General features: G+C 47.1%; 8 protein-coding genes. 6 read left to right on the forward strand and 2 right to left on the reverse strand.

Annotated features, from left to right (window positions below):
* Window positions 1-96: 96 nt before the first annotated feature.
* Window positions 97-2,547: a molybdopterin oxidoreductase family protein gene (locus Pcarn_RS15170; RefSeq protein ID WP_261836763.1), complete on the reverse strand. Its 2,451-nt coding sequence runs from the start codon at window positions 2,545-2,547 to the stop codon at window positions 97-99.
* A 385-nt stretch (window positions 2,548-2,932) separates the two neighbouring features.
* Here Pcarn_RS15170 and cobA point away from each other — a divergent pair, with 385 nt between their 5' ends.
* From cobA to Pcarn_RS15200, 6 genes are all read left to right on the forward strand, one after another.
* On the forward strand, window positions 2,933-3,739 hold the full coding sequence (gene cobA, locus Pcarn_RS15175) for a uroporphyrinogen-III C-methyltransferase (RefSeq protein ID WP_261836764.1): 807 nt from the start codon (window positions 2,933-2,935) through the stop codon (window positions 3,737-3,739).
* A 16-nt stretch (window positions 3,740-3,755) separates the two neighbouring features.
* Entirely contained in the window at window positions 3,756-6,314 is a 2,559-nt protein-coding gene (gene nirB / locus Pcarn_RS15180) for a nitrite reductase large subunit NirB (RefSeq protein WP_261836765.1), read from the forward strand.
* Between the two features lie 14 nt (window positions 6,315-6,328).
* A complete protein-coding gene (nirD, locus tag Pcarn_RS15185; protein WP_261836766.1) occupies window positions 6,329-6,655 on the forward strand; it encodes a nitrite reductase small subunit NirD in 327 nt (108 codons plus the stop codon).
* Window positions 6,656-6,687: 32 nt separating this feature from the next.
* Window positions 6,688-8,157 (forward strand): NarK family nitrate/nitrite MFS transporter, encoded by a 1,470-nt coding sequence (locus Pcarn_RS15190; protein WP_261836767.1) that lies wholly within the window; start codon window positions 6,688-6,690, stop codon window positions 8,155-8,157.
* 57 nt (window positions 8,158-8,214) lie between these two features.
* Window positions 8,215-9,939, forward strand: a complete 1,725-nt coding sequence (locus Pcarn_RS15195) for a bifunctional protein-serine/threonine kinase/phosphatase (protein WP_261837344.1) — start codon at window positions 8,215-8,217, stop codon at window positions 9,937-9,939.
* A 61-nt stretch (window positions 9,940-10,000) separates the two neighbouring features.
* A complete protein-coding gene (locus tag Pcarn_RS15200) occupies window positions 10,001-12,268 on the forward strand; it encodes a glycoside hydrolase (protein ID WP_261836768.1) in 2,268 nt (755 codons plus the stop codon).
* A 61-nt stretch (window positions 12,269-12,329) separates the two neighbouring features.
* Here the strand turns inward: Pcarn_RS15200 and Pcarn_RS15205 are convergent, their stop codons facing one another.
* Window positions 12,330-13,652, reverse strand: coding sequence for a CoA-disulfide reductase (locus tag Pcarn_RS15205; protein ID WP_261836769.1), 1,323 nt, complete (start codon window positions 13,650-13,652; stop codon window positions 12,330-12,332).
* Window positions 13,653-13,699 lie beyond the last annotated feature (47 nt).

Consider the following 13,699-nt stretch of genomic DNA (forward strand, 5'->3'; position numbering starts at 1 on the left):
ATATTCAGTAATTAGAGTATTTTACCTAAATTAAGTTATGAAGTAATTGAGAAAGATTATTCAGATAAATATTCAACTGAGTCGCAATAAATACGCCTAAACAGATTCAGTGGCCACTAGATATTTATTAAATTCAGACTTCATGCTCTCAACATCAAACTCTCTATTTAGTGTTTGCACATATACAGCTTGATTAATTCTCTCGTCCACAACGTTTTGATATCGATACTCCTCATCTCCCTCATAACTCACTATCAGCCCCTTCTCAGACAACTTACTCTTCAGCACTTGCGACAACTCATAGGGAGCGAGCTTCGATTCAATACGATACAGATACCCCTTTTCAATCTTCTGTCTTGCCCAATAATCACACTCATCAAGCTCTATCGGTATGCGAGTAAAGAAAAGAGCTGAGCTTTGATGCATTACAGGCTCAAGAGTGACTGGTGTATGTTTGAATTCTGGTTGCCCAGAAAACTCATCACTGTTGGGAATAATAAGAGAGCATGGCTTGCTTTGTTTGGCTGTAGACTCATTCCAATGGATAGGAATAAACAGCTGTTTTGGCATCATCTCTAAGCTTATCTGTGCTCTCACCAAGCACTTGCCCTGCTGGTTACTTACAGCGACTATCTGGTTGAATTTAACACCATATTCTTTGGCGGTTTGCGGATGGATTAGCACAAAGGGTTCAGCTTGATGTTCTGCGAGCCTAGCCGAGAGGCCGGTACGGGTCATGGTGTGCCAGTGATCGCGGGTGCGCCCACTGTTTAGCAGTAGAGGAAACGCTTCAGACACTTGGCTAAGTGGCTCGCTATGGGTTACCGCAATGAAGTTCGCTTTTTTGTCTTGAGTGAAAAAGCGACCATCAGAGAAGAATCGCTGATGAGTCAGTTCTTTTTGTACCTCTAAGACAGGCCACTGTTGAGGGCTGAGTTTGCTATAGCCTTGATCGTCTAACTTGGTGAGACCAATCAGGTTGAGGTCTCGCTCGCCATTGCTGTTTTCAAGGGTGGTGAGCTTGGCGTACTCACGGAATATCTCCCCCTCATGCAGGTAATCAAATGCCTCACCAAACCCCATTCGTTGCCCTACCTGAGACACTATCCACCAGTCCGGTTTTGCCATTCCTGGGCTTGGCAGAACGCGTCGCTGTCTCGAAATACGACGCTCTGAATTGGTGACGGTGCCAGATTTCTCGCTCCAGCCTTGCGCAGGCAACAGTAAATCCGCCATTCTCGTGGTTGCGGTATCGGCAATACAATCAGATACCACCACAAAAGGGCAAGCCTTGAGAGCGGCTTCAATCTTGGCGCTGTCTGGCAAGCTCACCATAGGGTTGGTGGCCATTATCCACACGGCTTTGATCTTCCCCTCAAGCATGGCATCGAACATATCTATGGCCTTCAGTCCCGGCTTGCTGGCAAGGTTTTCGGTGCCCCAAAAGTCACTGATAGCCCGCAAGTGTTGTGGGTTGTCATATTCCATGTGAGCGGTAAGTGTATTGGCCAATGCGCCTACCTCTCTGCCACCCATGGCGTTAGGCTGGCCCGTTACTGAGAAAGGACCACATCCCACCTTGCCTATCTTACCGGTCGCCAAGTGACAGTTGAGGATGCTATTAACCTTGTCCGAGCCCTGGCTGGATTGGTTCACACCTTGGGAATAGACAGTGACCACTTTATCCGTGGTTGCGAAGTCAGAGTAAAAGCGAGCAAGCTGAGATGCCGTCAAACCGGTTTTATGCTCGACCTCGGACTCAAGCAAAGCCGACTGCAGCGCATCTTCAAAGCCATTGGTGTTTGCTTCTATATACTCGGCATCTAGGTATCCATTGGTAGTCAGATTGGCCAATAGACCATTAAACAGAGCGACATCGGAGCCAGAGTTGATAGCCAGATGTTCATCAGCAATAGAGCATGTCTCGGTAACCCTTGGGTCTATAACCACTACCTTGAGATCTGGATTATCTTGTTTGGCTGCCCGTAGACGCTGAAACAGCACAGGGTGACACCAAGCAAGGTTAGAGCCGACTAAAATCACCAGCTCAGCCTGCTCTATATCTTCATAGCAAACCGGTACGGTATCCGTGCCAAAAGCGCGCTTATGACCAACCACAGACGAGGCCATGCAAAGGCGAGAATTGCTGTCTATATTGCTGGTTCCCATAAAACCTTTGATAAGTTTGTTCGCCACATAATAGTCTTCCGTCAGCAGTTGTCCTGAGACATAAAACGCCACAGAGTCAGGTCCATATTTTTCGATCGCTTCCGAGAACTTGTTTGCGGTTAAGTTAAGTGCTTCGTCCCAACTGACAGTTTCAGCTTTGCCTTGTTGCTTCTTAGTGGGCGCCAATAGGCGACCGTCATGGATTACCGTATCGCCCAGCGCTATACCTTTGGTGCAAAGCTTACCGAAGTTTGAAGGGTGATCTTTGTCTCCTCGAACCTCGAGCTCACCGCTTGATTTGGGTCTAGCCTCCACTCCACAGCCCACTCCACAATATGCACATGTTGTCTTGATCCAACCTTGGTTGTCCTGCACCATAGTATCGCTCCATTTCTAACTTATAAGCGATACATTGCAAAGTTCGCACCAAATACCACTAGCAATAAATAATCATTTTTAAATTAATAAAAAACAAACACTTAAAAACAAGACTAACCCTAAAGTGGTATGCAGATTTATACCCAAACAACCCCCTAAACAACCCCATTTGCACTAATGTGAGCCCAATTGCACCACCAAGGTTCATTTTTAAGCAAAAATCAGTTTTGAAACTGTACTAATCCAAAACACTACATCTTAAACCCCACAACTAAACCATTGTTTTTAATGGAATTTTAAAATTAATTTCTTAGAAAAATAAAAAAGTGGCATTCATATTGCTGGGGTGAATCCATGTACGAGTTCAAAAGTACGGGATTCAGGTATGAAGATAAGATTCTCAAAAAAGAGCCCAGGAAGGGTAACACTGGTAGGTGCAGGACCTGGCGATCCAGACCTTCTGACTGTTAAAGCACTAAGAGCGATTGAACAGGCAGAGTGCATCGTTTTCGATAACCTAGTTAGCCAAGAAATCAGAGCGCTTTTCCCTGAAAAAGCACGCTGCCTCTTCGTTGGTAAATCCAAAGGTGCGCACAGCTCAACCCAAGATGAAATCAACCAACTTCTTCTAGATTTAGCACTCTCTGGCACCAATGTGTGCCGCGTAAAAGGCGGCGACTCATTTGTATTTGGACGTGGTGGTGAAGAGATGTTGCTGATGGCTCAGAAAAACATATCTGTGGATGTGATTCCAGGCATCACCGCTGCTTCAGGCTGTACCAGTTACGCCAACCTTCCCCTTACCCATCGTGGTGTGGCTCAGGGCTGTACCTTCATTACCGCCCACAGCGATAAAGCACTCTCAATCAACTGGAAAGCACTGGCAGAACTCAACCAGACGCTAGTGATCTATATGGGCTTAACCAAGACAGAACTTATCACTAGCGAACTTAGTCAGGCAGGTATGGATGCCGCAACGCCAGTCGCCATCATTGAAAATGGCTGCACTCCAGAGCAACGCATCTTCACAGGGCAACTGCACGAACTCACCGCTCTTAAACAGCACAACCAGATCAAATCACCCGCTCTTATCGTGGTAGGCGAGGTCGTCACCATAGCTAACCAAATGCAGTGGCTGGAGCAACTTTCAGAGCGACATACCGCAGACAGCACATTTAAGTTAACGGCATAAATCAAGGAATAGAGACATGAGTAAACAACGAATCCTAGTGGTCGGAAACGGAATGGTTGGCCACAAATTTATCGATACCCTCATTGCTAGTAAGCGAGATGATCTTGAGATCATCACCTTCTCTGAAGAGCCTCGCCTTGCCTATGACAGGGTGCAATTGACCTCCTACTTCACGGGTAAAACTGCTGATGACTTGTCGCTAACCAGTGCACCTTATTACGAAGAGAATGGCATTAATTATATTCTGAGCGACAAGGTTACAAGTCTAGATACAACTGCCAAAACGGTAGTTACCGAAAGCGGCCGAGTGGAGGCGTATGACAAGCTGGTGCTTGCTACTGGCTCCTATCCTTTCGTGCCGCCTATCCCTGGCAACGATCAAGAGCACTGCTTTGTTTATCGAACTCTAGAAGACCTAGATGCTATCCAAGCTTCGAGCAAACAGAGCAAGAGTGGCGTGGTTGTAGGTGGCGGCCTACTGGGCTTGGAAGCGGCAAACGCGATTAAGAACCTCGGCCTCGAGACTCATGTGGTGGAGTTTGCGCCTCGACTAATGGCAGTACAGCTTGAAGAGGGTGGCGGCGCACTGCTAAGACGCAAGATTGAGGCGATGGGCGTATCCGTGCATACCGAGAAAGCGACCACAGAGATCGTAGAGGGTGAAAGCGCTCGCTATCGCATGAACTTTGCCGACGGCACCCATCTAGAGACCGACATGATCGTCTTTTCTGCTGGTATCAGACCTCAAGATGAACTGGCGCGGGAAACCGAGATCAAGCTTGGAGAGCGCGGCGGTATCGCAGTCAATGACCACTGCCAAACCAGCCTAGAGGATGTGTACGCTATTGGTGAATGTGCCCTATGGGAAGGACAAATCTTTGGCCTTGTAGCACCAGGCTATCAGATGGCAAAAGTAGCGGCGAGTCATCTTCTACAAGATGAAACCCCTATCCAGTTCACTCGCCCAGATATGAGCACCAAGCTGAAACTTCTTGGCGTAGATGTCGCCAGTATTGGAGAGGTGCATGGCCGAACTGAGGGTGCGCAATCCTACACCTACAGCGATGAAATTGAGCAGGTCTACAAACGCCTTATCGTTTCAGAAGATGGCAAAAAGATAGTCGGTGCTGTATTGGTGGGTGATGCTGATGCTTATGGCACGCTACTTCAACTCAAGCAGAATGACATGCCACTTCCAGAGAACCCATCGGTTTTAATCCTGCCTAATGTGGCGGACGACGAGTCTTCCGCTATGGGTGTGGACGCCCTGCCAGATAGTGCCGTGATCTGCTCATGCTTTGATGTCTCGAAAGGCGATATCAAACAAGCAGTCGCTTCTGGCTGTACCACAATGGCTGAGCTTAAAGAGACCACCAACGCCTCAACTGGTTGTGGAGGCTGCTCAGCTCTTGCCAAGCAAGTGCTAGATAGCGAACTCCTTAGCCTAGGCGTTGAGGTAAACAACAACCTTTGTGAGCATTTTGCTTATTCGCGCCAAGAGCTGAGTGACATTGTTCGTATCAACCAGATCAAAACCTTCGACGAGCTATTAGAGAAATATGGCACCGGCCTTGGCTGCACTGTATGTAAACCTGCGGTAGGTTCGATACTCGCCTCGTTCTGGAACGACTACATCTTGCAAGACGAGCATATGGAGCTTCAGGACACCAACGATATCTACCTTGGCAACATGCAAAAGGACGGCACCTACTCGGTCGTGCCACGCGTCGCTGGCGGTGAAATCACACCTGAAAAATTGATTGTCTTGGGTGAGATAGCCAAAGAATACGATCTCTACACCAAGATCACCGGAGGTCAACGTATCGACCTATTCGGCGCCCAACTCAATGACCTGCCAATCATCTGGAAAAAACTGGTGGATGCAGGCTTTGAGACCGGACACGCCTACGGCAAATCAGTGCGTACTGTGAAGTCCTGCGTGGGTAGCACATGGTGTCGTTATGGTGTGGGTGACAGTGTCAGCTTCGCTATCGATATCGAGAACCGCTACAAGGGCCTTCGCGCTCCACACAAACTGAAGTTTGCCGTATCTGGCTGTACCCGAGAATGTGCGGAAGCCCAGTCAAAAGATATTGGCGTCATCGCCACCGAAAACGGTTGGAACCTTTATGTCTGTGGTAACGGTGGTATGCGCCCACGCCATGCAGACTTGTTCGCCACCGACCTAGACGACATCACACTCATCAAATACATCGACCGCATCTTGATGTTCTACATCCGCACTGCCGATCGCTTACAACGCACCTCGGTTTGGATGGAAAACCTAGAGGGTGGGTTGGACTACCTCAAACAGGTAGTGATTGAAGACAAGCTAGGTGTGTGTGAAGAGCTTGAGAAAGAGATGGCGAGCAACATCGCCAAATACCAATGCGAATGGAAGACCACCATAGAGTCTCCGGAAAAACTCAAGCGATTCAGCCACTTCATCAACAGTGACCAAAGGGACGAGAAGCTCAAGTTTATCTCGATGCGTGAACAGAAGATCCCGAAATCATTCGAGCCAAGCGCTGAAGAAAGAATCCCAGTATTGGAACTTACGTCAAATGACGAATAGCTAAGGAGAAGCCCATGACCAACTGGCAAACCGTTTGTCGGGTAACCGACCTAACTCCGAACATAGGCGTATGCGCCCTCGTTGAAGACCAGCAAGTTGCCATCTTCAACTGCGCCCGTACTGACAGCCTATACGCCGTGGCCAATTTTGACCCAATCGGCAAAGCCAATGTGCTCTCCCGAGGAATTATCGGCTCTATCGAGGGTGAACCCTATGTGGCCTCCCCTCTTTATAAGCAGCATTTTCATCTGCAAACCGGAGCCTGTTTAGAGGAGCCCAAACAACAAATTAAGACCTACCCTGTGCGCGCCCATGAGGGCGAGATACAGGTGTCGATTTAAGAATTTAGAACTAAAGTAAAAGGATTAACACCATGGAAAATACGAAGTTCTCACTAATGTCATTTACCGGCAAGATGAAAATCTTGCACCTAAGCTGGATTGCTTTTTTTATTACCTTTGTGGTTTGGTTTAACTTTGCACCGCTACTACAGATGGTAAAAGAGACCCTAGGCCTCTCCACTCAAGAAGTAAAAACCCTTTTGATCCTGAACGTGGCGCTTACCATACCTGCGCGCGTCATCATAGGTATGCTTACCGACAGATTCGGGCCTAGATTGGTCTACTCAGCACTGCTCGCTGTCTGCTCCATTCCCTGCTTTATGTTTGCCTTTGCCGACTCCTTCATGCAGGCCGCTATTGCGCGCTTCATGCTAGGTTTCATTGGCGCGGGCTTCGTAGTGGGTATCCGTCTGGTATCTGAGTGGTTCCCGCACAACGAGCTAGGTACCGCTGAAGGTATCTATGGCGGCTGGGGTAACTTTGGTTCGGCAGCTGCAGCCTTTACTCTACCAACAGTGGCTCTGCTATTTGGTGGTGACGAGGGCTGGCGTTACGCTATCGCTTCTACCGGTCTTATTAGCTTGCTGTTCTCGTTCGTCTTCTACAAGAACGTATCCGATACACCAAAGGGCTCAACCTATTTCAGACCTAAGCACCTTTCTGCGATGGAAGTAACCTCAAAGGGTGATTTTTACTTCCTGCTACTGATGAAGATCCCTATGTATGCGGTATTGGGTCTACTGGCATGGAAACTGTCATCAAGCGGTATCGGTATGCTGTCTGACTTAGTAGTTAACTCTATCTATGGCGGCCTAGTGGCTCTATATCTTCTTGAAGCTAGCCAAGTATGGAAGGTAAACAAGAACATTTTCAAAGAGCCTGTTGAGGAGATCCATCAGTATAAATTCAAGCAAGTTGCAGTTCTTAACGTCCTTTACTTCGCCACTTTCGGTTCTGAGCTTGCTGTTGTTTCGATGTTGCCTCTGTTCTTCTCTGAGACCTTTGAGCTGACGCCGGTTCTAGCTGGTATGGTGGCTTCTGCCTACGCCTTCATGAACCTGATGTCTCGTCCAGGTGGCGGTTGGATCTCGGATAAGTTTGGCCGTAAGCCTACCCTGCTAATTCTAACTGCAGGTCTTGCTGTAGGTTACTTCCTAATGGGTCAGGTAGATAGCCAATGGCCAATCTGGCTAGCTGTTGTAGCCGCTATGGTGTGTTCATTCTTCGTGCAGGCTGGTGAGGGTGCAGTATTTGCCACAGTACCTCTTATCAAGCGCCGTATGACAGGTCAGATTGCAGGTATGACAGGTGCTTACGGTAACGTGGGTGCGGTAACTTACCTAACTATTCTATCTTTCGTTGACTATCAAACCTTCTTCTATGTGATTGCAGCAACCGCCGTACTTGGCTTTGCTACCCTGCTATTCATGGAAGAACCAAACGGCAAGATTGCCGAGGTTAATGAAGATGGTAGCGTTACCTTGATTGACGTATCTAACTAAAGGTATTGGAAGCCGAGCTAGCTCGGCTTCCATTCGTTTATAGGTATTACTGTGAATATGCCAATCGCAACTCTCAAAATAGAACACGGCGGTGCTTCTCTCACTGGTAAACGAGCGCAAAACCAAGACGCTATTTTGGTTAAGGTTCCGGACAACAACCAAGAACTCACGCATAAAGGCATAGTGGCCTGTATTGCCGATGGTGTTAGTTGCAGCGACCAGAGCCAGAGAGCCAGTCACACCGCTGTGGTGCAGTTTGTAAATGACTACTTCGCTACCCCAAGCAGTTGGAGCATCAAACACTCCGCCAGCAAGATACTAACCGCTATCAATAGTTGGCTTTATGAAGAAGGGAGTAAGCAAGCACTTACCCATAACAGCCTAGTCACCACCTTTAGCTGTGTGATCATTAAATCCAACACCGCCCATATCTTCCATGTTGGCGATACCCGAATCTACCTAATGCGAGATGGTGAGCTAGAACTACTCACCAAGGACCATCAAAGGGTCAATCTTGCCAAGCAAGCTTATCTCACCCGAGCCCTTGGCATGGATTCAAATCTGGATGTGGATTATCAACAGCTGAGCCTAAAAAAAGGCGATAGATTTATCCTCACCACAGACGGTGTTCACGACACCTTAGATGTATCATCACAGGTTTCCTCCGCAAGTCTAACTTCGCAACAACTCAGTGACCAACTTTGCCAAAGTGCCCTTGAAAAAGGCAGTGAAGACAACCTCAGTGCACTGGTTTTAGATATCTTAGAACTGCCAGCACAATCGCTTCCTGAGCATCAGCTTTCAGTGCTCTCTCGTTCTATCCCTCCAGCACTGGATGAAGGGCATAAGTTGGATCATTTTAAGGTTCTGAAGATCCTACATGCAGGTGCTAGAAGCCATGTATATCAGGTACTTGATGAAACTAGTGGTGAGATTCGCGTCTTAAAAACGCCGTCGGAGCAATATCGAGATGAATTGGAATTCCTAAAAGGATTTGCCAACGAGCAATGGGTTGGCACTCAACTCAAGAACAAACGGGTTATGAAGGTCTACCCGACACCTGTAGAGAGCAAGTTTGTCTACCAGATCTGCGAGCACATCGAAGGCATGACCCTTCGCCAATGGATGTACGACAACCCTAAACCTAGCCTACAACAAGCTCGTTCTATCTTAGATGAGACCGTAAAAGCTCTGCGAGTTTTCCAGCGTGCAGATATGGTTCACCGAGACCTAAAGCCTGAAAACATCATGATTACCCCAAGCGGCGAAGTGAAAATCATCGACTTTGGTGCGGTTAAGGTGAAAGGGCTCGAGGAAATAAGCCCTGAATCTCAAGATACGGTTCCACTAGGAGCGGTCAACTACATAGCGCCAGAATACCTAAACACGGGCAAAGCTAACCTAGTATCAGACCTTTTCTCTGTGGCCGTGATTGGTTATGAAATGCTAACCGGAGAGCTACCTTACAAACCCAGCACTAGCCAGAATCTCAACGCTGCTAGGCATACAAAGTGGGTTTATCGGTCACTCTCCGATTACCGAGATGACATCCCAACTTGGGTTGATCTGGTATTTAGAAAAGCCACTCATCATCTGCCCAACAGGCGCTATCAAGTATTGGGAGACTTCATCGCCGATCTCTATATCCCCAATCCTGTATTGCAAAAGGAAAAAGATGAAAGCCCTTTGATTAAACGCAATCCGGTGTTGTTCTGGAAGATACTTGCACTAATGGCAACAGGGGTAGCATTGGTAGAAACCCTGATGTTAGTTTCAAAATAAAAACCTAACATTGAACTCATTTAGGCATGTAGATAATTCCAGTATGGTGCGACAAATCCTAATGAAATGTCTCAAATCAATGCACCTGTCTCCATCTAAATCATTGTTAGTCTTAGCTTTAGTCTCTTCATGTGCCAATGCCAGCGTCATCACACTTGCCTCCAAGGGAAATACGCTTCGAATTTCTCCCGCAAGCCTAAAGGTGGAATGGAACAAACTAGCGATCAATAGCGGTAATTTGCGGGTAAATGGCGAACCACAGAAAGTTACTAACTTGAGAGCCAACAACAAAACCGCAAGTTGGGTACTATCTCCAAGTCAGATATCAGCGGTCGCACGCTTAGATCAAGACCAACTGCTGCTCTCTTTCGATGCCTCTAGTCACGCAAAGATAACGCGAAATCAACCAGTTACCTTAAGTTGGTTCGACCTTGCAGAGAACAAAACTCAAACCCTACTTCTGCCATTTAGTGAAGGAATGCGAGTACCCACTAACAGCCAACAATGGGGGCAATTCTTACCGCAGGAGTATTCAGGCTCGAATACTACTCAAGACCTAAAGATGCCATTTTGGAGCGCACAACAAGGAGGTAGATTTGTTAACTATCAATTGGTTACGCCCACCAACAATGAACTCGGCTTTGACTTTGCCTCACAAAAAATAGATATGAGGGCAGACCACCAATTTACATCTCTCAATCAAAGCCAAACCTTTATGGTCAAAATCACCTTGGGTAAGGATTCTCTCAGTGGGGCTAGGTCCTATCGCCAGTGGCGAGTCGAACATAAACAGTCACATAGCCTAGAGCAAAAACAAAAGCTCAACCCAGAAGTGGCTAAGATGGTAGGCGCGAGTCAGGTTTATCTGTTTGGCACTGGCTTGATAAGTACGATGGATGTTGCTGATTGGTGGGGACTCAATACTTGGTACACCAAGGGGTCTGGGCTCAAGCTTTCAGCCGAAGCGACTAAGGAGCTTAAACCCCTGAAAAAGGGTAAAGACTGGCTAGCTCAGTATCACAAGAGACTATTGGTTTCTGAGATTAATCGCTCTCTCAAGCAAAAGTATCCAACTCAAACACCAAGCCTTGCCGATAACACCATCAAGGCTCAATACGACTCTGCTCAGAAACAAAAACAATGGCTCGAAACCCATGCAGGCAAATATCTGCGCCCTTCAAATCAGTGGGGACAAGCCATCTCAACCCAGATGATTCACACCCTCCAGCAAGCAGGACTAAAAAAACTGTGGCTAGGCTTTGATAACTGGATGCCTGCATTCTACCAACCAGAAGCCGTCGATATGGCAAAAAATGCAGGTTATCTAGTCGCTACCTACGACTCATACAACACAGCCATTGAACGAGGAAAAAACGATACCTGGCTGACCGCGCAACTTCCAAAAGCTATGCGAGACAACTGTTATATAGAGCAAGCTGACGGGACTAAGAAGAAAGGCTTTCGAGGAAATGGCTTCTATCTCAATCCAAACTGCCATCTCGACTACGTTCAAAAACGAATCCAAGATATTGTTCAATATGGCCATTTCAATAGCCTATTCATCGACGTGGATTCAACAGGTATGGCCCGCGAAGACTATCGCGATGATAGTAATGAGCAGAGTGTTCTCGACGCCTATAACCAAAGACTAAGTTGGATAGCCGAAGACAACCACCTGATTGTAGGCTCGGAAGATGGTAACAGTTTAACTACCGCAGGTATTTCGTTTGCTCATGGACTAGAGACCGTTGGCTTTGGTTGGACAGATAAGGATATGAAGTCCAATCCAAACTCACCTTATTACCTAGGACGCTGGTATCCCGATGAAAAGCCGGATTTCTTCTTTAAACCGGCAAAGGTAAAACAGCCCTATAAAGATCTGCTGTTTGATCCCAAGTATCGCGTTCCACTCTACCAAGCTGTTTTTCACGATGAGGTGATCAACAGTCATCACTGGCACAGCGATAGCCTCAAGTTTAGTAATGTGCAGGTGGAGCGAGACCTAATTGGAATGCTCTACAACATCCCAGCGATGGTGCATCTCACCACTGATGAAGCAAGCTCACCAAAGAGCAAACGCATTGCGGCACTAGTGCATTACCAAGATGGGTACCTACCAATACACCAACAGCTCTGGAACAAACAGCTAGTTGGTTTTAAATGGCTAGATAAAATCGGTGAGGTGCAGCAAACCAGTTTCAGCGACGGCAGCACTATCACGGCCAACTTTACCGCAGAAGCATTTACTTTGGGCGATAACACTACTCCCGCTCGTTCCATGCTGGCTAAACTAGCCAATGGAAAAACAGTGCTTTGGTCATCTAAATAACGAGCGCAAAAAAGGGATTAGCCTCAGCTAATCCCTTTTATCGCATAAGCGAACAGAAGCCCTACTTAGCTACATTCCCAGCAACATTTAGCGCGTCCCAAGTGCGGGCAAATGGTGGCGCATAGCAGAAATCTAGATAACCCAGTTGCTGAGTTGTCATCCTAGCGGTAATAGCAACGGCCAGTGCGTTAACACGACTGACAGCCCCCTTCTTACCAACTATCTCTCCACCAAGAATCACTTTCGTGTGAGGGTGATAGATAAGCTTTATCTTGATGTCTTCCTGACCAGGGTAGTAATCAGTTTGGTTTTTATCAGAGATAACTGAAGTCTTATACTCAATCCCGTGCTCAATCGCCATAGATTCAGTGACTCCAGTGCAAGCCAACTCGTAATCCAATACCTTTAAGCACGAAGAGCCTAAGAAGCCCTCTAAAAATACATCTTTACCAGCTAGATGGTCAGCCATCATGCGTGCTTGCTTGTTAGCGGTAGTCGCTAATGGCAGATAAACGGATTCTCCTAGAGAAAGATGATGTGCTACTGCACAATCTCCTACAGCATAAATGTGGGGTTCATTTGTCTGGCCGAACTCATTGACCTTAATTGCACCCGTTGCATGCTTCTCTAGATCAAACATCTCAGTATTCGGCTTAAAGCCAAGTGACAATACAATTAGATCTGCTTCCAATGAGCCTTGGTCTGTCACTATCTCATAGCCGCCATTCTCAGCATCTCTGATCTGTTCAACACTGCAATTGGTTTTAAGCTCTGCGCCAGATTCCGTAATTGCACTTTCAACAACAGAAATCATATCTTCGCCAAATTGGCGACTCATTACACGAGGGGCACGCTCCACAATTGTCACTTGTTTGCCTAAGTGCTCTGCCGCATCAAAAACCTCAAGACCGATAAAACCTGCGCCAATCACGCAGATACGCTTGTTGCTTGGCTTAGCAAAGGCTTCTTTGAGCGCTAGCCCATCTTCTTGAGAGGTCAGAGTGAACACACCTTCAGGATTGCACTCACCAAAGTTAGGCACGATTGGGCGAGCGCCGGTGCTGATAATGAGCTTGTCATATTGCACGCTTTCTCGATTGCCGTTTTTCACTACCTCAACGGTTTTGTCTGCGTTATTGATTGCTACAACTTCGCTGTTCACGCGCAGATCCAGCCCAGACTTGATTGCCTGCTCTGGAGTACGTGAAATCATGCGCTCAGTATCATCAAACATACCGCCAACAAAGTAAGGCAGACCACAGCCACCGAAAGAGATGTACTCTCGCTTTTCAATAACTACCACGTCATCACTCGGCTGGTTACGCTTATATTTTGCTGCAAAGCTCATTCCAGCTGCGTTACCGCCAACTACCACAATTCTCATTTCTAAAACCTTAACTAACAAAGAGGGCCGAAGCCCTCTTAAAAATT

This window comes from Vibrio ishigakensis (genome assembly GCF_024347675.1).
Classification (GTDB): Bacteria; Pseudomonadota; Gammaproteobacteria; order Enterobacterales; family Vibrionaceae; genus Vibrio; species Vibrio ishigakensis.